The organism is Rhodoferax sp. LS1P39, assembly GCF_056521425.1.
The window spans coordinates 72,322-97,108 of the sequence record NZ_JBWMAV010000004.1 but is presented as its reverse complement, the minus strand read 5'-3'; the positions used below and the strand labels follow the sequence as shown (position 1 = coordinate 97,108).

Annotated in this window: 22 protein-coding genes; 11 read left to right on the top strand and 11 right to left on the bottom strand. The window is 64.5% G+C overall.

Going from position 1 to position 24,787, the window contains the following annotated elements; all coding sequences use genetic code 11:
- Positions 1 to 192, bottom strand: coding sequence for a hypothetical protein (locus AC097O_RS09110; RefSeq protein ID WP_479592485.1), 192 nt, complete (start codon positions 190 to 192; stop codon positions 1 to 3).
- Positions 193 to 309: 117 nt separating this feature from the next.
- Positions 310 to 1,353: a tRNA 2-selenouridine(34) synthase MnmH gene (mnmH, locus tag AC097O_RS09105; RefSeq protein WP_479592484.1), complete on the bottom strand. Its 1,044-nt coding sequence runs from the start codon at positions 1,351 to 1,353 to the stop codon at positions 310 to 312.
- A gap of 33 nt (positions 1,354 to 1,386) precedes the next feature.
- On the opposite strand from mnmH, the gene selD reads away from it, so the two are divergent.
- The 5 genes from selD (at position 1,387) to AC097O_RS09080 (ending at position 5,931) form a co-directional block, all read left to right on the top strand.
- A complete protein-coding gene (selD, locus tag AC097O_RS09100) occupies positions 1,387 to 2,442 on the top strand; it encodes a selenide, water dikinase SelD (RefSeq protein WP_479592483.1) in 1,056 nt (351 codons plus the stop codon).
- 4 nt (positions 2,443 to 2,446) lie between these two features.
- Positions 2,447 to 3,556, top strand: coding sequence for a GTP 3',8-cyclase MoaA (gene moaA, locus AC097O_RS09095; protein ID WP_479592482.1), 1,110 nt, complete (start codon positions 2,447 to 2,449; stop codon positions 3,554 to 3,556).
- A gap of 5 nt (positions 3,557 to 3,561) precedes the next feature.
- Entirely contained in the window at positions 3,562 to 4,152 is a 591-nt protein-coding gene (locus AC097O_RS09090) for a GNAT family N-acetyltransferase (RefSeq protein ID WP_479592481.1), read from the top strand.
- Positions 4,149 to 4,751 carry a molybdenum cofactor guanylyltransferase MobA gene (gene mobA, locus AC097O_RS09085; protein ID WP_479592480.1) on the top strand — a complete coding sequence of 201 codons (603 nt, stop codon included), beginning with the start codon at positions 4,149 to 4,151 and terminating at the stop codon, positions 4,749 to 4,751. Before AC097O_RS09090 ends, mobA begins: the two co-directional genes overlap by 4 nt.
- Before the next feature lie 661 nt (positions 4,752 to 5,412).
- Positions 5,413 to 5,931 carry a PCRF domain-containing protein gene (locus AC097O_RS09080; protein WP_479592479.1) on the top strand — a complete coding sequence of 173 codons (519 nt, stop codon included), beginning with the start codon at positions 5,413 to 5,415 and terminating at the stop codon, positions 5,929 to 5,931.
- A gap of 737 nt (positions 5,932 to 6,668) precedes the next feature.
- Here AC097O_RS09080 and AC097O_RS09075 read toward each other — a convergent pair.
- Complete coding sequence (locus AC097O_RS09075) at positions 6,669 to 8,948, bottom strand: putative bifunctional diguanylate cyclase/phosphodiesterase (protein WP_479592478.1); 2,280 nt, start codon at positions 8,946 to 8,948, stop codon at positions 6,669 to 6,671.
- Complete coding sequence (locus AC097O_RS09070; protein ID WP_479592477.1) at positions 8,945 to 11,491, bottom strand: hypothetical protein; 2,547 nt, start codon at positions 11,489 to 11,491, stop codon at positions 8,945 to 8,947. Before AC097O_RS09070 ends, AC097O_RS09075 begins: the two co-directional genes overlap by 4 nt.
- A gap of 139 nt (positions 11,492 to 11,630) precedes the next feature.
- Between AC097O_RS09070 and AC097O_RS09065 the strand changes: the two genes are divergently transcribed.
- From AC097O_RS09065 to AC097O_RS09040, 6 genes are all read left to right on the top strand, one after another.
- On the top strand, positions 11,631 to 12,305 hold the full coding sequence (locus AC097O_RS09065; RefSeq protein ID WP_479592476.1) for a DUF1345 domain-containing protein: 675 nt from the start codon (positions 11,631 to 11,633) through the stop codon (positions 12,303 to 12,305).
- 103 nt (positions 12,306 to 12,408) lie between these two features.
- Positions 12,409 to 13,533 (top strand): enoyl-CoA hydratase/isomerase family protein, encoded by a 1,125-nt coding sequence (locus AC097O_RS09060; RefSeq protein ID WP_479592475.1) that lies wholly within the window; start codon positions 12,409 to 12,411, stop codon positions 13,531 to 13,533.
- A 195-nt stretch (positions 13,534 to 13,728) separates the two neighbouring features.
- Positions 13,729 to 15,126 carry a polyhydroxyalkanoate depolymerase gene (locus AC097O_RS09055; RefSeq protein ID WP_479592474.1) on the top strand — a complete coding sequence of 466 codons (1,398 nt, stop codon included), beginning with the start codon at positions 13,729 to 13,731 and terminating at the stop codon, positions 15,124 to 15,126.
- A 2-nt stretch (positions 15,127 to 15,128) separates the two neighbouring features.
- Positions 15,129 to 15,761: an RnfABCDGE type electron transport complex subunit B gene (locus tag AC097O_RS09050; protein ID WP_479592647.1), complete on the top strand. Its 633-nt coding sequence runs from the start codon at positions 15,129 to 15,131 to the stop codon at positions 15,759 to 15,761.
- A gap of 151 nt (positions 15,762 to 15,912) precedes the next feature.
- The gene (locus AC097O_RS09045) at positions 15,913 to 16,383 is read left to right on the top strand and encodes a putative pterin-binding protein (RefSeq protein WP_479592473.1); all 471 of its coding nucleotides are present in this window, start codon (positions 15,913 to 15,915) and stop codon (positions 16,381 to 16,383) included.
- A gap of 34 nt (positions 16,384 to 16,417) precedes the next feature.
- Positions 16,418 to 17,596, top strand: a complete 1,179-nt coding sequence (locus tag AC097O_RS09040; RefSeq protein ID WP_479592472.1) for a response regulator — start codon at positions 16,418 to 16,420, stop codon at positions 17,594 to 17,596.
- A 67-nt stretch (positions 17,597 to 17,663) separates the two neighbouring features.
- Here the strand turns inward: AC097O_RS09040 and AC097O_RS09035 are convergent, their stop codons facing one another.
- The 7 genes from AC097O_RS09035 to AC097O_RS09005 all read right to left on the bottom strand — a co-directional run bounded on the left by AC097O_RS09035 (position 17,664) and on the right by AC097O_RS09005 (position 24,764).
- On the bottom strand, positions 17,664 to 18,137 hold the full coding sequence (locus AC097O_RS09035; RefSeq protein WP_479592471.1) for a VOC family protein: 474 nt from the start codon (positions 18,135 to 18,137) through the stop codon (positions 17,664 to 17,666).
- Positions 18,134 to 19,171: a biotin synthase BioB gene (gene bioB / locus AC097O_RS09030; RefSeq protein WP_479592470.1), complete on the bottom strand. Its 1,038-nt coding sequence runs from the start codon at positions 19,169 to 19,171 to the stop codon at positions 18,134 to 18,136. Before bioB ends, AC097O_RS09035 begins: the two co-directional genes overlap by 4 nt.
- Positions 19,172 to 19,180: 9 nt before the next feature.
- On the bottom strand, positions 19,181 to 21,241 hold the full coding sequence (locus AC097O_RS09025) for an acetyl-CoA carboxylase biotin carboxylase subunit (protein WP_479592469.1): 2,061 nt from the start codon (positions 21,239 to 21,241) through the stop codon (positions 19,181 to 19,183).
- 304 nt (positions 21,242 to 21,545) lie between these two features.
- Positions 21,546 to 23,078 (bottom strand): acyl-CoA carboxylase subunit beta, encoded by a 1,533-nt coding sequence (locus AC097O_RS09020; RefSeq protein WP_315183676.1) that lies wholly within the window; start codon positions 23,076 to 23,078, stop codon positions 21,546 to 21,548.
- A gap of 35 nt (positions 23,079 to 23,113) precedes the next feature.
- Positions 23,114 to 24,094, bottom strand: coding sequence for a methylmalonyl Co-A mutase-associated GTPase MeaB (meaB, locus tag AC097O_RS09015; RefSeq protein WP_479592468.1), 981 nt, complete (start codon positions 24,092 to 24,094; stop codon positions 23,114 to 23,116).
- Positions 24,091 to 24,474: a type II toxin-antitoxin system tRNA(fMet)-specific endonuclease VapC gene (vapC, locus tag AC097O_RS09010; RefSeq protein ID WP_479592467.1), complete on the bottom strand. Its 384-nt coding sequence runs from the start codon at positions 24,472 to 24,474 to the stop codon at positions 24,091 to 24,093. The genes meaB and vapC overlap by 4 nt, the downstream gene beginning before the upstream one ends.
- Before the next feature lie 32 nt (positions 24,475 to 24,506).
- Positions 24,507 to 24,764, bottom strand: a complete 258-nt coding sequence (locus tag AC097O_RS09005) for an antitoxin (RefSeq protein WP_479592466.1) — start codon at positions 24,762 to 24,764, stop codon at positions 24,507 to 24,509.
- Positions 24,765 to 24,787: the final 23 nt, after the last annotated feature.

The following is a 24,787-nucleotide window of genomic DNA, read 5'->3' as shown; positions in this document are numbered from 1 at the left end:
CTAGCGGGCCACCGGGGTGGCAGAAAAAGAAGGAGTGGGACTGCTGCACACCGACAAGGTGGCAGGGCTGACCGGGTTCAGCCACCACATCCCCGCCAGGGTGGAGCCGCACCACACTGCCAAGACCCCCCACAGTGCGGCGCGCGAGGGGCGCAGAGCGGGTTGCAACGCTGGTTTTTGCGGATGCGACATAGGCGATTCACCACGCGTGCGTGGCTCCGTGCAATATGTGTCCAATGTTACAGTTTTGTAAGCAGATGCTGCAAATAAATGGCTTAGCCCCAGGCTGCCAACAGGGGAATTGCCCGGCTACGGCAATCCGGCCACCTTGTGCGCCAACGCATCCACCCCGGTCTGCGTCAGATCATCGGTTTCCAGCGTCTGGCGGCTGGCCCAGGCGCTGAAGTTGTTGCTTTGCGAGCGCGTGTAATGCGGATCGTAGTGCAGGCCCATCAACTCGGCAAACAGTGCGTGCAGGTCCCCATCCATCGCCCAGCCCTGCCAGCGCTCTATCACCTGCCGACCGTGCAGGTCCTTGAGCAGGCCCAGCTTGTCGGCCAGCGCCTGCGGAGCATCGCCCAGGTAGGCGTAGTCGCGCAGCAGGTAGTCCAGCCGCGCCTGCGGGGTGGCGCGGATCTCGATGCAGGGGCTGGCGCGCAGGCGCAGCACCAGGGGGGTGGGCAGGGTCAGGCGGCCGATCTTGCGGCTTTCGCCCTCCACGTACAGCGGGCGATTCGGGTCTAATTTCTCCAGCACATGGGCCAGGCCGGTTTCAAACGCGGTTTGCGAGGGCTGGGCCTGGCCCGGCACCGCGCCCAGGATGGAACCCTTGTGAACGGCCAAGCCTTCCAGGTCCAGCACCTGGTGGCCCTGGGCGGCCAAGGCGTGCAGTACGCTGGTCTTGGCGCTACCCGTGGCACCCACCAGCACCCGCAAGGGCAGCGTGGGGCATTGCGTTTCCAGCGCGTCGATCACAAAGCGTCGCCAGGCCTTGTAGCCGCCCTGCAGCTGCTGCGCGTCCCAGCCCACCATGCGCATCCAGGTCACCATCGAACCACTGCGCATGCCGCCGCGCCAGCAGTAGACCAGCGGGGTCCACTTGGCGGGTTTATCGGCAAACTTCTCGCGCAGATGCTTGGCCAGGTTTTCGGCCACCATAGCCCCGCCCACGCGGCGGGCCTCGAAAGCGCCCTGCTGCTTGTACAGCGTGCCCACCACCACGCGCTGCGCGTCGTCCAGCACCGGGCAGTTGATGGCACCAGGAATGTGGTCGATGGCGTACTCGGCGGGCGAGCGCGCGTCGATCAGCGTGTGGAAGGCTTGCCGGTCCTTGACCGTAGTAGGGGCTCTCACAGAAAAACCTCGGCTGGCACAATCGGCATACCTATGACCCAGACATCAGAACCCATTGCATTGACCCAGTTTTCGCACGGTGGCGGCTGCGGGTGCAAGATTGCCCCCGGCTTGTTGGCCGAGATTTTGGCACGCGCACCCCAAGGCCTGGTGCCGCCCGAGTTGCTGGTGGGCACCGAGACCAGCGACGATGCCGCCGTGTACCGCCTTAACGCCACCCAGGCGCTGGTGGCCACCACCGACTTTTTCACCCCCATCGTGGACGATGCCTATGACTTTGGCCGCATCGCCGCCACCAATGCGCTCAGCGACATTTACGCCATGGGCGGCACCCCCATCCTGGCGCTGGCCCTGGTGGGCATGCCGATTGCCAAGCTGCCACCCGAGGTGATTGGCCAGGTGCTGGCCGGAGGCGCTGCGGTGTGCCGCGAGGCGGGCATCCCCATCGCAGGCGGCCACTCCATCGACGTGCTGGAACCCATTTACGGCCTGGTCGGCCTGGGCCTGGTGCACCCCGACAAGGTGCGCCGCAATGCCGATGCCCACGCGGGCGACGTGCTGGTGCTGGGCAAGCCCCTGGGCGTGGGCATTTTGTCGGCGGCCCTGAAAAAAGGCCTGCTAAACGCAGACGGCTACGCCGAAATGCTGCACCACACCACCCAGCTCAACAAGGTCGGCATTGCCCTGGCGCAGATCGATGGCCTGCACGCCATGACCGACGTGACCGGCTTCGGCCTGGCCGGGCACCTGCTGGAGATGTGCCGCGGCTCCGGCCTGTCGGCCCAGGTGGATGCCAACGCCCTGCCCCTGATCGCCAGCGCCGTGGCCTTCGCCCAGCAAGGCATTGCCACCGGTGCCTCGGCCCGCAACTGGGAAGGCTACGGCGGCCAGGTGCAGTGGAGCGGCACCGATTGGCTCAAGGCCCTGGTCACCGACCCGCAAACCAGCGGCGGCCTGCTGGTCAGTTGCAGCCTGGATGCCGCCCCCGCCGTGCTGGCCGCCTTTGCCGATGCCGGATTTGCGCAGGCCGCGCAGATCGGCAGCATGCACGCCCCTGCTCCCGGCCAGCCTGTAGCACTGTCGTTCTAAAGCCATGGTCCACCGCGTCATCCCCCTGCTGGACCAGCGCAATCAAGCCACACAGGCCCTGCGCTCTGCCACGCCGGTGGACGGCCCGCTGCTGGACCAATTGCACCGCCCCCTGCACGACCTGCGCATCAGCGTCACCGACCGCTGCAACTTCCGCTGCAGCTACTGCATGCCCAAGGCGGTGTTCGACAAAGACTACCCCTACCTGCCGCACAGCGCGCTGCTCAGCTTCGAGGAAATCACCCGCGTCGCCCGCGTCGCCGTGGCCCAGGGCGTGCGCAAGATCCGCCTCACCGGCGGCGAGCCGTTGCTGCGCAAAAACATCGAAGTCTTGATTGCGCAACTGGCCGCCCTGCGCACCCCCGATGGCCAGCCGCTGGACCTCACGCTCACCACCAACGGCGCGCTGCTGGCCCGCAAGGCCCAGGCCCTGAAAGACGCAGGCCTGCAGCGCCTGACCGTCAGCCTGGACGGGCTGGACGACACCGTTTTTCGCAAAATGAACGACGTGGACTTCCCGGTGCGCGACGTGCTGGACGGGCTGGAGGCCGCGCACAAAGCCGGGTTGGCCGATATCAAGCTCAACATGGTGGTGCAGCGCGGCACCAACGACCATGAAATCCTGCCCATGGCCCGGCACTTCAAAGGCAGCGGCAGCACCCTGCGCTTCATCGAATACATGGACGTGGGCGCCACCAACGGCTGGCGCATGGACCAGGTCGTGCCCTCCCGCGAGGTGCTGCAAACCCTGCAAACCCAGTGGGCGCTGCGCCCTCTTGCCCCTGCCGCGCCCGGCGAAACCGCCCAGCGCTGGGCCTATGCCGACGGCAGCGGCGAGGTGGGCGTGATCAGCAGCGTGACCCAGGCCTTCTGCGCCGACTGCAGCCGCGCCCGCCTGTCCACCGACGGCAAGCTGTACCTGTGCCTATTCGCCACCCAGGGCCACGACCTGCGCAGTCTGCTGCGTGGCGATTCCACCGACGACCACCTGGCCGCCGCCCTCCAAGGCATTTGGCAAGGCCGCAGCGACCGCTATTCCGCCCTGCGCGCCGCCCTGCCCTTTGATACCGGCACGGGAGCCAAGCGGGTGGAGATGAGCTATATCGGTGGTTGACGGTGTTGCTGCCTTCTTCTTGCATCCCCGCGCTGGTAGACGCACTGCGCAACGACCCGTTCTACGCGGCCATCACCACCGACTTTGCCCATGACGCAGCACAGCGCCGCACCACCCTGGCCCGCTACCTGGCGTATGCCCAGGACGAGGCGGCGCGCAGTGGGCGCTGCGTGCTGGCCCCCGACCCCACGCAGGGCGTAGCCCTGTGGCTGCTGCCGGGCGCACCTGCCCAGCAAGCGGCAGACAGCGCCGCCAAAGCCCACTTTCTCGCCACCGCTCTCGGTCCCCAGGGCCTAAAAAACTACCACCGCATCGTCTGCTTCATGGGCCCGCGTGCCGAGGCATTGGTGGATGGCAGCGACTGGTATTTGTCCATTTTGGGCATTGCCCCCGCCGCCCAGAACACCGGTCTGGGCGCACGGCTGTTGCAGGCCACGCTGGCCGAGGCCGACGCTGCGGGTGTCGGCAGCTACATTGAAACCTTCGAGCCGCGCAACATCCGCTTCTACGCCCGGCTGGGCTTTGCCACCCTGGGGGTCTTTGCCGAACCCGTGACGGGCTGCGACTACACCCTGATGCGGCGGCCCGCCGCATGAAGCACGCCCTCACAGGCCTTGTCTTAGCCGGAGGCCGGGGCACGCGCATGGGAGGGGTGGACAAAGGCTTGCAGGATTTCCACGGCCAGCCGCTGGCGCTGCACGCTTTGGAACGGCTGCGGCCCCAGGTGGGGGGGGTGATGCTGAGTGCCAACCGCCACCTGGATGCCTATGCCTTGTTTGGCGTGCCGGTGTGGCCAGATGCCGATGCCGATGCCGAATTCTCCGGGCCACTGGCCGGCATGCTGGCCGGGCTGACCCACTGCACGACTCCGTACCTGGCCACCGTACCCTGCGACGCACCGCTGTTTCCGCTGGATCTGGTGGAACGCCTGGCCGCCGTGGAGGCCGACATCGTGGTCGCTACTGCGCCCGACGACCTCGGTGTGCAGCGCCTGCAGCCCGTGTTCTGCCTGCTGCGCGCCGAGCTACAGGGCAGCCTGGCGCAGTTTCTAGCCGCCGGTGGCCGCAAGGTCGGGCAGTGGATGGCGCAGCACCATTGCGAGCGGGTGCCGTTTGGCGAGGCGGCTGCGTTTGCCAATGCGAATACGCTGGATGAGTTGGCCGGGATTCAGCATCAAATAGGCCACCACCGCTGATTGAATACGCCTTTACAGCTACCAATAATATAGCAAATACTTGTGGATTGGCGGGCTCTGGGTGCCTGCCAGCATCGTCGGCCGGGAGTTGCGCCCGGCGGCGCAGTCACTTGTTCTTTTGCGCAAAAGAAAAGTAACCAAAAGAAAGGCGCCCCAACTGTCTGCGCCCTCCGCTGGCGCTGCGGGAACCTGCGGTGCTTCGCTTTGTGCGGGGTCTGGCTAAACTCGCTGGCGCTCAAACAACGCCAGCCCTGATCCGCCCAAAACTGTGCTCCTCGGCGCATACAGATGGGGACCCCGGATGCGGGATCGGCCCGGCTTTGCCGGGCATCGCGCCGGTCGCGAACTGGGGGGCGTTGGCGCTAACTCCACCGGCCAAAATTCAGCGCCAAAAAGGCAGCTACCGCCGATCGGATAATTATTTATTGCTATAAAAAATAGAGTAAATGCTTACAGTGTGACCACCCTCCCCTCCATCCACCCCAACACGTCCGTCAACGGCATGGGCCGCGGATGCCAATAGCTCGGTATGAAGTGGCAGCCCAGGCAGTGCGTCATTGCAAGACTTGACCCCGGCAGTGACCCCGGCAGTGCGTCGGCACCTGCTTGACCCCGGCACACATACAGCTTGAGCCAGAGGCTTCGCGGAGAATGTCTCGTTATGACTAATCGCCCACGTCTGCCTGAAGTTTACATATTGGCATCCCCCGACCAACCTGACTCCGAATGGCTGGGGCACCTGCTGCGGGCCTGTGCTCGAACCTGTCCGGACCTTGGTTCCATAGAGATCATCGACGAGTTATGTGCGAATGCCGAAGGCGATATTCTCAGCGTCGCTGTGAAACTGACTACTCCAATGAATGCCGAGCAGTTCCGCGTGCTGTTGCAAGAACTTCACTCTTTTGTACTTCAAAAGTCAAACGTTCGGATAATTAGGGGGCAGCCGGAAGGTGTAGCACTAGTTGATCCGACTGACATGCGTGTTGAATACTTTCGGCAAGAGTTTTCTATAGACAGCCGAATGGTGGTTCATACGGACAGTTGCGTGCGGATTACTCACTTGCCAACGGGCAAAGTGGCTCGAAGCACGCTGCATCGAAGGAGGGGCCTAAACCACGATGAAGCGCTATTGCTCTTGCAGGCCGAGCTCGGGGCCGCCAAATGGGCAGTGAGGAGCTGAGGGTCACGGAGCTGAGCAAACGGCGTGGGGGTCAAGGAAAGCAAGAGGAAAGCAAGGGTCAGGTCTTGCATTGCCATATCCATAAAAGCCCAAGATCAGGTTTTTCATTGCAAGACTTGACCCTGGCAGGTTCTCTGCCTTCCCCCGGCGGGGGAAGAAGCCAGGCAGTGACACCCGTACGTACCGCGGTGCACATCCGGCATTTCTCCCTCCCCCACAGGGGGAGGGCCAGGGTGGGGGCACCTCGCGCCTTAGGCGCGATGCCCGGCACCGCCGGGCCGATCCCGCTCCCCGGGGTCCCCCTCTGCAATGCGCCGAGGAGCACAGCTTTGGGCGGATCAGGGCTGGCGTCTGTTTGAGCGCAGCGAGTTTAGCCAGACCCCGCCCAAAGCGCGCACCGCAGGTTCCCCGACGCGATAGCGGCGGGGCGCTGGCAGTGGGGGTGGCCTTTTCTTTGGTGACGTTCTTTTGGCCAAGCAAAAGAAAGTTACTGCACTGCCGGGGGCACATCCCGGCCAGCGGCGCTGGCGGCATGCACAACTTCAAAAACGAGAACGGTCGCAAAGCAAGTGGAGCCCAGAGTCAGACCTTCCTTTGCAACATCCTCCACACCTCCTGGTGCGCCTAGCGTACTTCCAATACGAACACGCAAAAAGAGCGGGCGTAAATTCCGCATCAAACAGCCCCCTCACGCTTATCTCACCAGCACGAGTAGCTACGGTAAATGTAGCAATTACCTACGACCTGACCACCCTCCCCTCCAACCACGCCAACACCTCCCCCAACGGCATAGGCCGCGCATGCCAATAACCCTGCATGAAATGGCAACCCAGATCGCACAGGCGGCTGTGCTCCAGCTCCGTCTCTATCCCCTCGGCAATCACATCCATCCCCAACTCAGCCCCCAGCGCCAGGATCACCTTGGCAATCCGGGCATCGCCCTGGCCTAGCTGGATGACAAACGAGCGGTCGAGTTTGAGGGTGGAGAACGGCAGGGTCTGCAGGCGGTGCAGGGACGAGTAGCCGGTGCCGAAGTCGTCCAGGTGCAGGTGGAACCCGGCTTGGGCCAGGGCGTGCATGTGCAGGCTGGCCAGTTCCACGTCTTTGGCCACGGCCGATTCGGTCAGTTCGAAGTGCACGCAGGCCCGGGGCACGCCCTGGCTGTCGACCAGGGCGCACATTTCTTCTACCAGGGTGGTGCTGGCCAGTTGCTTGGCCGACAGGTTGATGTTGGCGATTTGCTGCGGGTTCAGCGCCAGCAGCGCGGGCATGGCGGCCACCACTTTGCGGGCGATGGCCATACCCAGGGCGATGATGAGGCCGGATTCTTCCGCCACCGGGATGAACTTGGCAGGCGGGCAAAAGCTGCCGTCGTCCAGCTGCCAGCGGGCCAGGGCTTCGAGCATGGGGGCGCTGCCAGTGCGCACATCGACGATGGGCTGGAACCACACCTCCAGCTGGTCCAGCCGCAGGCATTCGCGCAGCTGTTGTTCCAGCAGCATGCGCTCCTGCACATTGCCCAGCATGGATTCGGCGTAGAAGCTGCAGCGGCCCTTGCCCTGCTGTTTGGCGTCGTACATGGCCAGGTCGGCATTGCGCATCAGGCTGTCTTTGTCGGCCTGGCCGGTGGCGTAGCTGACCCCGATGGAGCAGCTTACGGTGAGGTTGGAGCCCTGGTAGACGCGGGTCTGGGCGATGGTTTCCTGCACCCGTTCGGCAAAGCGGCGCACGCCCAGCGCGTCGGCCTGGGCCACGTACAGCAGCGCAAATTCATCACCGCCCAGGCGCACCACCACGTCGCTGGCGCGCACCAGTTGCTGCAGCGAGCGGGCGACTTCCACCAGCAAAAAGTCGCCCGCTTCGTGGCCCAGCGAGTCGTTGATGAGCTTGAAGTCGTCCAGGTCGATGAGCAGCACGGCCAGCGTCAGCCCGGGTTGGCGGCGCTGCAGGGCCAGCAGGTGGTCGAGCTGCTCGTACAGCAGGCGGCGGTTGCCCAGGTCGGTCAGCGCGTCGGTGCGCACGTCGCGCTCCAGCCCTTTGTGGGCGGCATCCAGGGCCGACACCATGCTGTTGAGCGACAGGGCCAGGTCGTCGAGTTCGTCGTTGCCGCGCACCGGCCAGGGTTGCAGCAGCGCGGCGTGGGTGCTGCGCTGGCTGCGCGCGAGTTGTGAAAACTGGCCCAGCCGTTTGAGCACCAGCCGGTCCAGCAGCACCACTACGGCCACCATGCCCAGCACCACCAGCACCAGGGCGTTGGCCAGCAGCAGGTGTTTGCCAGTGGTTTTTTGGGCCGCCAGGGCCTGCGGTGCCTCGACCACCAGGCGCAGCGCGCTGGTGCCCCGGGAGTCGGACAGGGTGCCGGTACTGCCGACGGCTGCGCCCTGGGCCACCGCTTGCAGGCCGAAGCGGCTGCCGGTGAGCTGCATGAGCCGCGACAGCCGGGCGGCGCTCCATTCGCGGCCCATCAGCACCCAGCCCACCGTGGGCGAGCCCACTTCGCGCAGGCGCACCGGGCTGAACCCCAGCAATACCGGCCCGCCGTTGAGCCACATCTTGAAGTGGCCGCCTTGTTCGCGCACCGCCAGGGGCACACTCAGCACCGAGCCCATGGCATCGACCACCACCGGGTCGCTGTCCAGCAGCGACTCGACCAGGCCCCGGCGCACGTCTACGCTGGAGTGCAGTTTGCCGTCCAGCGTCAGAAAGGCCACGTAGTCCACATCCAGATTGCGCAAGGCATCGGTGGTAAAGATTTCCCACAGAAACTGGCGATTGGCTTTTTGCAGGTGGTGCGCGCTCTCGTCCCACATGCCGTAGTCGACCACGGTGCGCATCAGCGCGTTGACCTCCTGGTTCAAGCCCAGATCGACGCGCAAAAACTGGTCGACCCCCGCCCGCTCCTCGTAGGCCGCCAGGCTGCGGTCCATCAGAGCCGAACTGGCCACAAAGCTGGCCGCGCCCACCACGCACAACAACAGGGCGAGCACGCCCAGGATGCGCAGGCGCAGGCTTTTCATACCGGCATGGAACGGCTGGGCGCGGGCGACCGGGGGGCGGTGGCCTGGCGCACCGTCAGGCCCAGCAGCAACACTACATAGAACACAAAGGCCAGCCGTGGCACATCCACCAGGCTGTCGAACAGGCCGACCACCACAAAACCGACCAGGCCACCGGCGATGCCCGGTGCCAGCGGGTGGTCCTTGGCGGTGCCCACAGACACGCGCCACAGGGCCGCCAGCAGCATGGCCGAAAACAGCAGCAGGCCCACGCCGCCCTGGTCAAACAGCACGTTCATGAAGACATTCTTCATATGCCAGGGCATGTGGTTGCGGTCGCTGGAGAAGAACCAGCGCTGCATATCCGCAGAGAAGTCGCCGTTGTCCAGCAGCTGGCGGCCGTCCGGGCCGAGCAGCTGGATGTTGTCTACGTCCAGCAGCGCCAGGGGGGTGTCGGTGGCGATGGAAAACGCCACCAGCCGGGGCGCGTACCAGTCACCACCCGACAGGCCGTTGCCCGCCAGGGGGATGCGCAGGTCCTGCCACACGCCGGGCATGGGCTTGACGCCTTTGCCCGCCAGAAAGCAGCCGCCGTTGTACAGCAGGTGCTTCTCGCACACCTCCAGGTGCAGGCCCAGTTCGTTCGCCGTGCGCACCCGCAGGGCCACGCTGACGGGGCCCTGCGGGGACCGGATGCGCTGCGACACACGCAGGATCTCGCCCCAGCCCATGTACTTTTGCTTGCCGCCGCCCAGCACCAGGTAGGTGTTGCCGTCCTCGCTCTTGAGCCGGTAGTCGCCCGGGTGCTCGGTGGCGGCACCGGTCAGGAAATAGCTGGCCGGGTAACGTCCCATGCCTTTACCCAGCACCGGGTCCAGCGGGGCGGTCAGCATGTTCCAGCCCTGCGTCCAGTGGGCCACGCGGTTGTCCATGTCGCTGCTGGTGGTGGAAAAGCGCTCGCTCATGTACGCGCCACCGCCAAAAATACTCACGATGCCGCCCACCATGGCCATGCCCGCCCAGGTGGTGGCATGCCAGCGGACACTGGTGGGCCACACGGCTTTGGGCGCGGCACCGGCCAGCAGCGCCAGCAGCAAAAAGCCCACCAGCACCGGCAGCATGGCATCCCCCCCGCGTGCATAACCCCAATGCTGGGCCACCAGGCCCGCGCCCACCAGCACGGCCATGAAGCCCGCCAAGGCCAGCTGCGCCGCCAGACCCACCCGCACCCGCTTGCCCGGCAGCACCACAGCGGCAGGGCGGCTGGCCCACAGCAAGGCCAGGGTCAACAGCAGGCAGGCACCGTAGCCTACGTACGAGCCTTTGGAGCCCAGCATGGCCCCGGCCCACAGCGCCAGGCTGAGCAGTACCCCGGCGACCAGCCCGACCATCCAGTCCACCGCCTTGAAACGCCGCAGCACACCGGCCAGCGGCAGGGCCACCGCAGCCGCTCCCAACAAGGCCAGCAGGCCCCGGTAGCCGCTGGACGGAAAGGTCCACAGAATCGCCCCGCCAAACAGCAGCACCAACAGCGCGCCCGCGCCCAGGCTGGGCTTGGGCGCGGCCAGCGGAGCGGCACTTTTTTTATCGCCATTACCGGCCCCTGCCCGGCGCAGCTGGCGGCGCGCGCTGAGCAGGCACAGCGCCGCCGTCACCGCCATTCCGACGGGCACGGCCAGATACACCCCGCGCGAAAAAGTGGTCAGGCAGGCGTAGCCCGCCAAGCCCAGGCAGGCCACCACGGCAGCCCAGCTACGGTGCGAGTGGGCCACAAACAGCTCGCGCAGCACAAACGGCACCAGCAAGGCCAAAAACCCGTCCAGCGCCGCACCGCCCACGTGCATTTCCCAGAACAAACCGGTGGTGCGGTAGTCGGTAGAAAAATTGAACAGGCCCACAAAGGCCATGCGCTCCCACACGGTGGTCAGGCAGGCAGCCGCCAGCCCCAGCATCAGGCCCGCAGCCAGCCAGGTCGGGGCCTGCGCGCCACGGCGCACCACCGCAGCCCGCCACAAGGGCATCACCAGCAGCGCCAGAAAGAAGCTTTTGGCCAGGCGCAGGCTGTTCATGGGCTCGTGGTAGCCCTGGAACCAGCCCAGACTGAAGCCGCCCGCATCGGCAAAGCCGCGCTGCATGGCCACCAAGGTCGAGGCCGCAAACAGCAGCAGCATCAACCACGCACCCGCCGAGCTGCGGGGCTGGCGGGCCACCAGTGCCGCCCGGGCCGAGGGCCAGGCCAGCCGCGCATAGCCGCCCACCGCTGCGGCCAGCACCAGCAGGTCCAGTTCTTCAAAGGTGATCCAGCCCGTCCAGGGCGCAAAGCCGACCAGCGGCAGCAGCAGCGGCACGGCGATCAGCCAGCTGTCGGGCCAGACAAAAAAGGCCACGCAGCACACTACAAACAGCAGGCTGGCGGCCCAGGGTGCCACCGGGTAGTGCAGCACCAGAAACAGGCCCAGGGCGGCCAGCCCCAGGGCCCATAGCCCCACCGACCAGCGGATGCCCGGTGCACGCGGCCGGGCACCGGAACGCCGGGGTCGCGCAGCCCGGTCGGAGGATTTCACTGTGTTGTCGCTATCCATCCTGGTGTGCCGCCTGGTTGATTGGGTAACAGGATGGTAGCGCAGCGGTCTGCATTTTCTGCACCGCAAAGGCCCCGTAAAGCGCCGCCAGCGCAAGATGTGCGTGGCTAGAATCGCGCCGATGCATCCCCTGCCCCGCTTTTTGCTGTTTCGCCACTTCCGCGTCCGGCCCCGCCTGTTTGCCGCCGGGCTGGTGGGTGTGCTGGCCACCCTGGGGTTGGCGGGGGTGCCGGGCCTGCTCAACGTGACCCGGCTGGTCATCGGCTGGAACGTGTTTGCCTGCCTGTACCTGCTGCTGGCGGTGCACATGATGGTCAAGGCCGACCACGACCAGATGCGCATGCGGGCCCAGCAACAGGACGAGGGACGGCGCACCGTGCTGGCCATGGTGGTGCTGGCCGCGCTGGCCACGCTGGGGGCCATCGTGGCCGAGCTGGCGGTGGTGAAAGACATGCATGGCAGCCTGCGCTACGCCCACATCGCGCTGGTCACCCTCACGATTGCCACCTCCTGGGCTTTCACCCACGTGATGTTTGCGCTGCACTACGCCCACGACTTCTATTCCAACCGGGCCCGAAAGCGGCCCGATGGGCTGCTGTTTCCCGGCACCGAGCAGCCGGACTACGGCGACTTTATTTACTTCGCCTTCGTCATCGGCACCTCGGGCCAGACGGCGGACGTGAACTTCACCACCTCGGCCATGCGCCGCACCGGGGTGCTGCACTGCGTACTGGCCTTCCTGTTCAACACCACCCTGTTGGCGCTGACGATCAATATTGCCTCTGGGCTGCTGTAAGCGGCGCCATAGCCCTACGACACACTTTTCCTGAATTTGTACATAAAATGCCTCTAGCGCCCATCCGATAGGCGGTAGCAGCTATCAAAACCGTAGTAAACCTTTGACCCCTATTTCCCCCACCCCCGCCGTACTTTTTGACACCTTGCCCACCCAGGGCGGCCTGCACTGGGGCCTGGCGACGCTGAACGCACCGGCGGCGCTGAACGCCTTGTCGCCCAGCATGGTGCAGGCCCTGACCGCGCAACTGGCGCACTGGGCCGCCAACCCGGCGGTGGCCGGGGTCGTGCTGCAGGCCAGCGGCGACAAGGCCTTTTGCGCGGGCGGCGACCTGCGCCACATGCACCAGGCCCTGGTGGGTGGCAGCGGCGATCCGGTCACTGCCGTGCAGGATTTTTTCACCACCCAGTACGCGCTGGACCACCGCATCCACACCTACCCCAAGCCCATTCTGTGTTGGGGCCACGGCATTGTGATGGGCGGCGGCCTGGGGCTGATGGCGGGCGCGTCGCACCGGGTGGCCACGCCCGGCAGCCGCCTGGCCATGCCCGAGGTCAGCATCGGCCTGTACCCGGATGTGGGTGGTAGCTGGTTTCTGCGGCGCATGCCGGGGCGGGTCGGCCTGTTTCTGGCGCTGACGGGCGCGCCGCTGAATGCCGCCGACGCGCTGTTTTGCGGGCTGGCCGACCACGCCCTGCCGCATGCCGACAAAGCGGCAGTGCTGCAAGCCATGGCCCAGGCCCCGTGGACGCAGGATGCGCGGCACAACCGCTCCAGCCTGTCCCGGCTGCTGGCGCAACAGGCCGCAGTCGCCTTGCCCGCATCGCCAGTGCGTACCCATTTCGACCAGATACAGCAGCTGATGGCGGGCGACGATCTATTGGATATCGACACCCGGCTGCGCGGCCTGCAGACCGACGCCCCCTGGCTGGCTGGCGCAGTCGCTGCCTACACCCAGGGCTGCCCGACCAGCGCGGCGCTGGCGTTCGCGCTGTGGCAGCGCTGCCTGCATTTGTCGCTGGCAGAGGTGTTTCGGCTGGAGCACACGGTGTCGCTGGGCTGCTGCGCCCACCCCAATTTTGCCGAGGGCGTGCGCGCCCTGCTGGTGGACAAAGACCGCAATCCGCGCTGGATGCCCGGGCGGCTGGCCGATGTGACACCGGCCTGGATAGAGGCCCATTTCCAGCCCCGGCACACTGGCGCGCACCCGCTTGCCAGTTTGGTGTAAGCAATGGGCCCCACTGTGCAAACAGTTTCGGCCCTTACAAAGGGTTCACAAAGCGCCTGTTTCCGTGCAATTTCATCCCCATAACGGGCATTAGTGCGCTCCATATTGGTGTTACTACTCCAATTTATTTAGCCAATCCACTGCTATATTGCACTGCAACAATTCTTCTTACGTTCTTCCCACGTTTAGGTCGCCATGCTCTACCAAATCTACGAAACCCAACGCTCTTTGATGGAGCCGTTTGCTGATTTTGCGCAAGCCGCCTCCAAGCTCTACAGCAATCCGCTCTCGCCACTGGGCAAAAACGCCATGTCGCAGCGCGTCTCCGCCGGTTACGACCTGCTGTACCGCCTGGGCAAAGACTACGAAAAACCCGCCTTTGGCCTGCAGACCATCGAGGTAGACGGCACCCAGGTGGCCATCCACGAGCGGGTCGAGATCGACAAGCCGTTTTGCGAACTGCGCCGCTTCAAGCGCTTCACCGACGACATCCACACGCTCACCCAGCTCAAGGGCCAGCCCGCTGTGCTGATCGTGGCCCCGCTGTCCGGCCACTACGCCACGCTGCTGCGCGACACCGTCAAAACCATGCTCAAGGACCACAAGGTCTACATCACCGACTGGAAGAACGCCCGCCTGGTGCCCCTGAGCGAAGGTGAATTCCACCTGGACGACTACGTCAACTACGTGCAGGAGTTCATCCGCCACCTGCAAGGCATCTACGGCAACTGCCACGTGATGAGCGTGTGCCAGCCCACCGTGCCGGTGCTGGCAGCCGTATCGCTGATGGCCTCGCGCGGCGAAACCACGCCACTGACCATGACCATGATGGGTGGCCCCATCGACGCGCGCAAGTCGCCCACCGCCGTCAACAACCTGGCCATGAACAAAGGCTACGAGTGGTTTGAAAACAATGTGATCTACAAGGTCCCCGCCAGCTTCCCCGGTGCGGGCCGCAAGGTCTACCCCGGCTTTTTGCAGCACACCGGCTTTGTGGCCATGAACCCGCAGCACCATGCCAAGAGCCACTTCGACTACTTCAAGGATCTGGTCAAGGGTGACGACGTGAGCGTGGAAGTGCACCGCAAGTTCTACGACGAATACAACGCCGTGCTCGACATGGACGCGCACTACTACCTGGAAACCATCGCCACCGTGTTCCAGGACTTCAAGCTGGTCAACGGCACCTGGAACGTGCGCGGCGTGGACGGCACGGTCGAACTGGTCCGCCCCCAGGACATCACCAGCACCGCGCTGCTGACCGTCGAAGGCGAGCTGGACGACATCTCCGGCTCGGGCCAGACCAAGGCCGCGCACGACCTGTGCAGCAGTATCCCCGCCACCCAGCAGCAGCACCTGGAAGCCGAGGGCGCAGGCCACTACGGCATCTTCAGCGGCCGCCGCTGGCGCGATGTGGTGTACCCCGAGGTCCGGGCCTTCATCAAGGCGCACAACACCGGCACGGTAACGGTCGCTCCCCCGGCAGCCCCTGCCGCACCCGTGCCTGCCGTGGCCATGGCCGAAGCGGTGGCCAGCACCCCGCACGCGTCTGCCAAGCTGCCCGCCAAAAAATCGGTCAAGCGCAAGGCCTGATCCTGTTGCCGGTATCTACCGCATCCGGGCTGGCGGCGCAAATCAACGCCGCCCTGCCGCAGACCCAGTGCACGCGCTGCGGCTACCCGGACTGCGCGGCCTACGCCCTGGCGATTGCCGACAGCGCAGCCCCCATCAACCAGTGCCCCCCCGGCGGGGCCGAGGGCATCGCCCGGCTGGCAGCCCTGACCGGCCAACCCGCCCTGCCCCTGAACCCCGACTTTGGAATGGAGGCCGTGCGCGCCCTGGCCGTGATCGACGAGGCCTGGTGCATAGGCTGCACCTTGTGCATCGCCGCCTGCCCCACCGATGCCATCTTTGGCAGCAACAAGCGCATGCACAGCGTGATCCCGCAGCACTGCACCGGCTGCGAGCTCTGCCTGCCTGTGTGCCCGGTGGACTGCATCCAGATGCTCCCGGCCAGCGGCAACCACACCGGCTGGAGCGCGTGGTCACCGCCGCAGGCTGAGCACGCCCGCCTGCGCTACGCCAGCCACCGTGCGCGGCTGCGGCTGGATGGAGTCGTGCACCCCACCCCCGCGCCACCTGTGGCCGCCCCTGCCGACCCCAAAAAGGCCACCATTGCCGCCGCTTTGGCACGCGCGCGGGCCCAACGCGCCACACCGCCGGGCTGACCCGGCCCCGACACCGCAGGAAATCTGCGGGTTTCCGACACTAGCGGACCATCCCTTGCTATAGTTCACCGTAACAAAATGCGACGTACTCGTCGTACTACACGGGGGAACTACCATGTCGATTTCAACGCGCACCGCACGGATAGGGCTTGTGGCCGTAGCACTGTGGAGCGCGGCAGCGCTGGCGCTCGACAAACCCGCGGGCAAGGTGGTGCTGACCATCAGCGGTGCGGTCAGCCAGGCCAATAGCGGCACCAGCGCGGTGTTTGACATGGCCATGCTGGAGAAGCTGCCGCAAAAAACCTTCACCACCCAGACCCCGTGGTACCCCAAGCCGGTGACCTTTACCGGCCCGCTGCTGCGCGACGTACTGGCCGCCGCCGGGGCCAAGGGCAGCAAGATTGTGGCGGTGGCGCTGAACGACTACAAAACCGACATCCCGTTCGACGATGCCACCAAGTTTGACCCCATCGTGGCCCATATGCTGGACAACAAGCCCATGTCGATCCGCGAAAAAGGCCCGCTGTTCATCGTCTACCCTTTTGACACGGCGGCCGAGTTGCGTACCGAGATGTACTACAACCGATCGGCCTGGCAGCTCAGCAGTTTGAGGGTGCAGTAATCTGCCCCCGCCGCTCCATGCAGGACACCACACCATGAGCAACCCCTTGGACCCGGGCGAAAAACGCACGGTGTTGGTGGTGGACGACACGCCCGACAACCTGTCGCTGATGAGCAGCCTGCTGCGCACCGAATACCGCGTCAAGCTGGCCCCCAGCGGCGAGCGGGCCCTGAAAATCGCCAGCGCCGACGGCAAGCCCGACCTGATCCTGCTCGACATCATGATGCCCGACATGGACGGCTACGAGGTGCTGCGCCGCCTGCGCGCCGACCCGAACACGGCCGACATCCCGGTGATCTTTCTCACCGCCATGAGCGCTACCGAGGACGAAAAAATCGGCCTGGACATGGGCGCGGTGGACTACATCACCAAGCCCATCAGCCCGGCCACGGTGATGGCCCGGGTGCGCAACCACATCGAGCTGAAGCTGGCGCGCGACTTTTTGCAAAACCAGAGCCGCTACCTGGAGCAAGAGGTGCAAAAACGCACCCGCGAGATCGTCGCCATCCAGGACATCACGGTGCGCGCCATCGCCCTGCTGGCCGAAACCCGCGACAACGAAACCGGCAACCACCTGCGCCGCACGCAAAAGTACGTCAAGGCCCTGGCCCTCCAGCTGCAACACCACCCGCGCTTTGCATCGGAGCTGACCGTTGATGCGATCGAATCGCTGTACAAGTCGGCCCCGCTGCACGACATCGGCAAGGTCGGCATCCCCGACCGCATTTTGCTCAAACCCGGCAAGTTGGACGATGCCGAATACGAGATCATGAAGACCCACACCACCCTGGGCCATGCCGCGCTGGTGCACGCCGAGGAGGAAGAAGGCCACCAGATGCCGTTCCTGCGCTATGCCAAGGAAATCACCCTGTGCCACCAGGAAAAGTGGGATGGCAGCGGCTACCCCATGGGCCTGCACGGCGATGCGATACCGATTTCGGCCCGGCTGATGGCCCTGGCCGATGTGTACGACGCACTGATCAGCAAGCGGGTGTACAAGCCGTCTTTTTCGCACGAGGAGGCCAGCGCCATCCTGCTGAAAGGGCGCGGCTCGCACTTCGACCCCGACATCGTGGACGCGTTCAAAGCCATCGAAGCGCAGTTCCGCAGCATCGCCATCGACTTTGCCGACGACGACGGCGAAGCGGCTTCTGAGGTGTTCCGCATGGCGATTGACCTGACCAACCGGCACCCGGTAGGATCAACGACCTAAAATTTCAGTCTTTTAGGCCGTTTGTGCTTATGGAATAAGCGTGAGCAGCTACTGAATCAATAGCTGATCAGCCTGCCAGCTTGGCAAAAGCCGCCACCACCTCGGGCGGGGCCTGCACCATTTCCACCAGCACGCCCTCCCCGGCAATCGGGAATTCTTCGCTGGCCTTGGGGTGCAAAAAGCAGATGTCAAACCCCGCCGCGCCCTTGCGGATGCCGCCGGGGGCGAAGCGCACGCCTTGCGCCGTGAGCCACTCCACCGCCACCGGCAGGTCGTCGATCCACAGGCCAACATGGTTCAACGGCGTGGTGTGGACGGCAGGCTTTTTATCCGAGTCCAGCGGCTGCATCAGATCGACCTCGACCTTGAACGGGCCGCTGCCAATGGCGCAGATGTCTTCATCCACGTTCTCGCGCTCGCTGACGAAATTGCCGGTGACCTCCAGGCCCAGCATGTCCACCCACAGGGTGCGCAAGCGCTGCTTGTCCGGGCCGCCGATGGCGATTTGCTGGATGCCCAGCACCTTGAACGGGCGTGTCATTGCGGTGTGCAGCTCTGGGCCAACATGCCCGAGGTGGGCAGGCCCAGCTTGGTGAGCAGGCTGCGGTCGGCTTCCACATCGGGGTTGCCGGTAACCAGCAGCTTGTCGCCGTAAAAGATGGAATTGGCACCGGCCATGAAGCACATGGCCTGCACGGCTTCGCCCATTTGCTGGCGACCGGCGGACAGGCGCACGCGGGTGGTGGGCATGGTGATGCGGGCCACGGCGATCACGCGCACAAACTCCAGCGGGTCCAGCGGCGGGGTGTCGGCCAGGGGCGTGCCTTCCACGCGCACCAGGTTGTTCACCGGCACGGATTCGGGGTAGCTGGGTTGCAGGTTGGCCAGCTGGGCGATCAGTCCGGCGCGCTGGGCCCGGGTTTCGCCCAGGCCGACGATGCCGCCGCTGCAGACCTTCACGCCCGCGCCGCGCACGCGGTCCAGGGTGTCCAGCCGGTCCTGGTAGACGCGGGTGTCGATGATGTCGCCGTAGAAGTCGGGCGCGGTGTCGAGGTTGTGGTTGTAGTAATCGAGGCCGGCGTCGCGCAGCTGGGCGGCGTGGCCGTCTTCCAGCATGCCCAGCGTGGCGCAGGTTTCCATGCCCAGGGCTTTGACGGCCTTGACCAGCTCGGCCACGTTGTCCACGTCGCGGTCTTTGGGGCTGCGCCAGGCCGCGCCCATGCAGAAGCGGGTGGCACCGGCCTCTTTGGCGGCCTTGGCCGCTGCCACCACCACGTCTACGCCCAGCATCTTGGTGGCCTTGACCCCCGTGTCGTAGTGCACCGACTGCGGGCAGTAGCCGCAGTCTTCCGGGCAGCCACCGGTCTTGATGGACAGCAGGGTGGACAGTTGCACGTCGCCCTGGGGAAAGTTTTCGCGGTGCACGGTTTGCGCGCGGTGCATCAAATCCAGAAACGGCAGCTCAAACAGCGCCTCGACATCGGCCAGCGGCCAGCGCTCGTCGGTGGCGGCTACGACGGGGGCGGCCTTGGGGCGGTGCAGGGTGACGGGCTTTTCAAGGGTCAGGGTATTCATACGGTCTTCTTATACAAATCGAATAATGGGCTGGTCTACAGAGAGCGATTCTCCCTTGGTGGCCAACACGGCATCCACGACGCCATCGTTGATGGCGAACAGCACATTTTCCATCTTCATGGCCTCGATTACCGCCACGCGCTCCCCAGCCTGCACTTTTTGCCCCGCCACCACCGCCACATCGACCAGCAAACCGGGCATGGGCGACAGCACAAAGCGGCTCATGTCGGGCGCCGCCTTGAACGGCATCAGGGTGTAGAGCTCGGCGGCGCGGGGGGTCAGCACCAGGGCATCGAGCTGGCGGCCGTTATGGGCAATGCGCAGCGCCAGCGGGTTCTTGCTGGCCCCACCGGTGCCGCCGCGCTCCACCTGGGCAGTGAACGCCGTGCCGTTGCAGGTGCCGTGGATACGCACCACACCCAGACGCGCATTACTACAAAATTGATAGCTTCTTGCGCCGATAGATACAGCGCTAGAGCCTGTTTTTTCTTGAAAATCAACCACCGTGACCGGGGTTTGCACGGCTTTGCCGCCCGCGCCCAAAGACACCACGGTGAAGGCCTCGCCCACTTCAAACTCGTGCCCTGCCACCTGGCCGCTGATGCCGCTGGCCCGCTGCAGGTAGCGGCGGTGCACATAGGCGGCCAGCGCCACCAGGAAGTCGGGGTCGTCGTGCAGCACGTCTTCGGCGTGGAAGCCGGAGGCATAGTTTTCGGCGATGAAGCCGGTATTGAAGTCGCCCGCCACAAACTTGGGGTGCGCCAGCAGTGCCGACTGGAACGGGATGTTGCTGCTCACGCCGCGGATCACAAAGCCGTTCAGCGCCTCGCGCATTTTGGCAATCGCGTCCAGCCGGTCCTTGCCGTGCACGATCAGCTTGGCAATCATCGAGTCGTAGAACATGGGGATCTCGCCGCCGTCCTGCACGCCGGTGTCCACCCGCACGCCCTGCCAGTGGTCGGTGTTGGAGGCAAACATGGACTCCTTGGGTGGCTGGAAGCGCACCAGGCGGCCGGTGGAGGGCAGGAAGTTGCGGAACGGGTCCTCGGCGTTGATGCGGCACTCAATGGCCCAGCCTTCACGCTTCACTTCGGCCTGCGTCAGCGGCAGCTTTTCGCCTGCGGCCACGCGGATCATCAGCTCCACCAGGTCCAGCCCGGTGATGCATTCGGTGACCGGGTGCTCCACCTGCAGGCGGGTGTTCATCTCCAGAAAGTAAAAGCTCTGGTCCTTGCCGACCACAAACTCCACCGTGCCCGCGCTCTGGTACTTGACGGCCTTGGCCAGTTGCACCGCCTGCTCGCCCATGGCTTTGCGGGTGGCATCGGTGATGAAGGGCGACGGCGCTTCTTCGATCACCTTCTGGTGGCGGCGCTGGATGGAGCATTCGCGCTCGTTGAGGTAAATCACGTTGCCATGGCTGTCGCCCAGCAGCTGGATTTCGATGTGGCGCGGCTCTTCCACAAACTTTTCGATGAACACGCGGTCGTCGCCGAAGCTGTTGCGGGCTTCGTTACGGCAGCTGGTGAAGCCCTCAAAGGCTTCTTTGTCGTTGAACGCTACCCGCAAGCCCTTGCCGCCGCCGCCCGCGCTGGCCTTGATCATCACCGGGTAGCCGATGCCTTGGGCGATTTCGACCGCCTTTTCTGGCGTTTCAATCGCGTCATTGACACCGGGTATGCAGTTCACACCTGCGGCACCGGCCAGCTTCTTGGACTCGATCTTGTCACCCATGGCGGCGATGGAATAGTGCTTGGGGCCGATGAAGATGATGCCCTCTTCTTCCACCCGCTTGGCAAACCCGGCGTTTTCGCTCAGGAAGCCGTAGCCGGGGTGCACTGCCTGCGCGCCGGTGGCCTTGCAGGCGGCAATGATCTTGTCGGCCTGCAGATAGCTGTCGCGGCTGGGTGCCGGGCCGATGTGCACGGCCTCGTCGGCCAGCGCCACGTGGCGGGCTTCCTTGTCGGCATCCGAATACACGGCCACGGTTTTGATGCCCATTTTGCGGGCGGTCAATATCACGCGGCAGGCGATTTCACCGCGGTTGGCAATCAGGATTTTGGTAAACATGGTCTTGTCCTATTTTTTCAATTTATTTGGGCGGAATCCGCAACGGCCGCGGTGTACCTGCCTCCGCTCGTGTCCCCCGGCCTGCGGCCTCCTCCTTTACCTCGCTGCGACAGGCACACCACGCCCGTTGCTACGAAGGAGCTTGCTTTTCGACTCTCGAAACGCACCCCGCACGCCCGTTTCGGAGGGGGCTGTCTGGACGTTTTGCGAAGGTAAAGGAGGAGGCCGCAGGCCGGGGGACACGCAGCAAAGCGTTCAGACAGCCCACTCCGCCCCCCCACCCAGCGACGCAAAGACATACAGATCACAGCGGAATATTCCCGTGCTTACGCCAAGGGTTCTCCACCTTCTTGCTAGCCAGCATCACCAGCGACCGGCAAATCCGCTTACGCGTCTCATGCGGCAGGATCACGTCGTCGATGAAACCCCGCGCACCGGCAACGAAGGGGTTGGCAAAGCGGGCTTTGTACTCCGCCTCTTTGGCCGCCAGCTTGGCCGGATCACCCTTGTCTTCGCGGAAGATAATTTCCACCGCGCCCTTGGCACCCATCACCGCGATCTCGGCATTCGGCCAGGCAAAGTTCACGTCACCGCGCAGGTGCTTGGAGGCCATCACGTCATACGCGCCGCCGTAGGCCTTGCGGGTAATGACGGTGACCTTGGGCACCGTGCACTCGGCATAGGCGTACAGCAGCTTGGCCCCGTGCTTGATGATGCCCCCAAACTCCTGGCTGGTGCCGGGCATGAAGCCGGGCACGTCGACGAAGGTGATGACGGGGATGTTGAAGGCATCGCAGAAGCGGATGAAGCGGGCGGCCTTGATCGAGCTCTTGATATCCAGGCAACCGGCCAGCACCAGCGGCTGGTTGGCCACGATGCCCACGGTCTGGCCTTCCATGCGGGCAAAGCCGATGAGGATATTTTTGGCGTACTCGGGCTGGATTTCGAAGAAGTCGCCATCGTCCACGGTCTTGGCAATCAGCTCCTTCATGTCGTAGGGCTTGTTGGGGTTATCGGGCACCAGGGTGTCCAGGCTGAAGTCCATGCGGTCGGCGCGGTCGCCGCTCTTGCGCACCGGGGCTTTTTCGCGGTTGTTCAGCGGCAGGTAGTTGTACAGGCGGCGCAGCATCAGCAACGCCTCCACATCGTTTTCAAACGCCAGGTCGGCCACGCCGCTCTGGGTGGTGTGGGTGATGGCCCCGCCCAGCTGCTCGGCAGTCACTTCCTCGTGGGTCACGGTTTTGACGACCTCGGGGCCGGTGACGAACATGTAGCTGCTGTCCTTGACCATGAAGATGAAGTCGGTCATGGCTGGGCTGTACACCGCACCACCCGCGCAGGGGCCCATCACCATGCTGATCTGCGGGATCACGCCGCTGGCCATCACGTTCTTCTGGAACACGTCGGCATAGCCGCCCAGGCTGGCCACGCCCTCCTGGATGCGCGCGCCGCCCGAGTCGTTCAGCCCAATGACGGGTGCGCCCACCTTCATCGCCTGGTCCATGATCTTGCAGATTTTCTCGGCATGGGCTTCGCTGAGCGCGCCGCCAAACACAGTGAAATCCTGGCTGAAGACAAACACCAGGCGGCCATTGATCATGCCGTAGCCCGTGACCACGCCGTCGCCGGGGATCTTGTTGTCGGCCATGCCGAAGTCGGTGCAGCGGTGCTCGACAAACATGTCCCATTCTTCAAACGTGCCCTCGTCCAGCAGCAGCTCGATGCGTTCGCGGGCCGTGAGCTTGCCCTTGCTGTGCTGCGCGTCAATGCGCTTTTGGCCCCCGCCCATGCGGGCTTGCTGGCGTTTGGACTCTAGCTGTTCGAGGATGTCTTGCATGGGGTATTTACTCCGTTATTAATAGCTGCTTGTGCTTATGGATATTGGGCTAGCAGCAGATTTCGTGCTGCAGTCGATGCGGCGAGCCGACCCGCCACCACCTCTTGCAGCATCTGCGGCAACAGGGCTTGCACCTGCGGGTGCTGGCGAAAGGCGAGCTTCAGGCCCGCATCCACGCGCTCCCACATCCAGGCCAGCGACTGCTGCTGGCGACGGGTGCTCCACAGGCCGTTGCTGGTCTGCAGGTGTTTGAATTGCAGGGCGGCATCCCAGAAGCTGTTGATGCCCTGCCCGGCCAGCGCGCTGAGCTGCAGGGCCTGGGGCCGCCAGTGCGCATCGTCATGGGCGGTGAACAGGCCCAGCAACTGCATGGCCGCGGTGATTTGCAACTGGGCGCGCTGGGCGGCCAGGGGGTCGATGTCGGCCTTGTTGATGACCACCAGGTCGGCCAGCTCCATCACGCCTTTTTTGATGGCCTGCAGGTCGTCGCCCGCGTTGGGTAGCTGCATCAACACAAACATGTCCGTCATGCCCGCCACCGCCGTTTCAGACTGGCCGACACCGACGGTTTCCACGATCACCACGCCATAGCCTGCCGCCTCGCAGACCAGCATGGCCTCGCGGGTCTTCTCGGCCACGCCCCCCAGCGTGCCACTGCTGGGGCTGGGGCGGATGTAGGCCTGGGGGTGCACCGACAGCATTTCCATGCGCGTCTTGTCGCCCAGGATGGAGCCGCCCGACACCGTGCTGGACGGGTCGATGGTCAGCACCGCCACCCGGTGGCCCAGGCCGATCAAATACAGGCCCAGCACCTCGATAAACGTGGATTTGCCTACACCGGGCACACCGCTGATGCCGAGGCGGAACGATTGCCCGGTGTGGGGCAATAGCGCCGTCAGCAGCTCATCCGCCTGCGCGCGGTGGTCGGCGCGGGTGGATTCGAGCAGGGTGATGGACTTGGCGATGGCGCGGCGTTGCACGGCGGGCGAGCCAGAGAGGATTTGCGCAAGGCTCACACCCAGTTCTCCAGCTTTAAACCTTCAATGCGCTCGAATTCGCGGGTGTTGTTGGTGACAAAAACGGCATCCAGGGCCAAGGCTTGGCAGCCCAGCAAGAGGTCAACTTCACCGATTTTTCGGCCTGTCGACTTCAAAAGATGGCAATGCTGACCGTAATGCCACATGGCCGTTACATCCCACGGCAGGATGTTGAAGCTTGCCTGGAAACGCTTCAAGGCAGCGGTGTTCTCGGCGATACGCTGGCTTTTCGCAACCCCATAGGCCATTTCCGCCATTACCAAAGAAGATATGGCCAAGGCATCCTTCCCATGTGCTTTGAATTTTTGAAGCACGCTGGTTTGCCCGTTCATCGCGTAGATGCAGATGTTGGTGTCCAACAAATACAAGGGGGATGTTTGCTCAGCCATTCTTATTTAAATTCCGCAATGTCATCGGGCAATCCATCGTGGTCACGCTCTACAGGCTCCATCCCCTCAAAGCCTGCCAAAATTTGCTCCATCTCGTCCCACCACGCATCTTTGCTGAGTTTGGGCCGCATGATCACCGCGTCACCCACACGTTCAATGGTGACTTCGCTGGTGGCAAAACGAAATTCTTTGGGCAGGCGCACAGCCTGGCTACGTCCCGTAGTGAAGACTTTGGCGGTACTGAGAATTAAAGCGGTCATGCTCGGCTCCTTGTGAATTGATA

What these genes read in the sequence shown, in the direction of transcription:
- AC097O_RS09110 (WP_479592485.1), bottom strand. Translation starts at nt 192, where the DNA reads ATGTCGCATCCGCAAAAACCAGCGTTGCAACCCGCTCTGCGCCCCTCG.
- selD (WP_479592483.1), top strand. Translation starts at nt 1,387, where the DNA reads ATGACCCAGACATCAGAACCCATTGCATTGACCCAGTTTTCGCACGGT.
- moaA (WP_479592482.1), top strand. Translation starts at nt 2,447, where the DNA reads ATGGTCCACCGCGTCATCCCCCTGCTGGACCAGCGCAATCAAGCCACA.
- mobA (WP_479592480.1), top strand. Translation starts at nt 4,149, where the DNA reads ATGAAGCACGCCCTCACAGGCCTTGTCTTAGCCGGAGGCCGGGGCACG.
- AC097O_RS09080 (WP_479592479.1), top strand. Translation starts at nt 5,413, where the DNA reads ATGACTAATCGCCCACGTCTGCCTGAAGTTTACATATTGGCATCCCCC.
- AC097O_RS09075 (WP_479592478.1), bottom strand. Translation starts at nt 8,948, where the DNA reads ATGAAAAGCCTGCGCCTGCGCATCCTGGGCGTGCTCGCCCTGTTGTTG.
- AC097O_RS09065 (WP_479592476.1), top strand. Translation starts at nt 11,631, where the DNA reads ATGCATCCCCTGCCCCGCTTTTTGCTGTTTCGCCACTTCCGCGTCCGG.
- AC097O_RS09055 (WP_479592474.1), top strand. Translation starts at nt 13,729, where the DNA reads ATGCTCTACCAAATCTACGAAACCCAACGCTCTTTGATGGAGCCGTTT.
- AC097O_RS09040 (WP_479592472.1), top strand. Translation starts at nt 16,418, where the DNA reads ATGAGCAACCCCTTGGACCCGGGCGAAAAACGCACGGTGTTGGTGGTG.
- AC097O_RS09035 (WP_479592471.1), bottom strand. Translation starts at nt 18,137, where the DNA reads ATGACACGCCCGTTCAAGGTGCTGGGCATCCAGCAAATCGCCATCGGC.
- bioB (WP_479592470.1), bottom strand. Translation starts at nt 19,171, where the DNA reads ATGAATACCCTGACCCTTGAAAAGCCCGTCACCCTGCACCGCCCCAAG.
- AC097O_RS09025 (WP_479592469.1), bottom strand. Translation starts at nt 21,241, where the DNA reads ATGTTTACCAAAATCCTGATTGCCAACCGCGGTGAAATCGCCTGCCGC.
- AC097O_RS09020 (WP_315183676.1), bottom strand. Translation starts at nt 23,078, where the DNA reads ATGCAAGACATCCTCGAACAGCTAGAGTCCAAACGCCAGCAAGCCCGC.
- AC097O_RS09005 (WP_479592466.1), bottom strand. Translation starts at nt 24,764, where the DNA reads ATGACCGCTTTAATTCTCAGTACCGCCAAAGTCTTCACTACGGGACGT.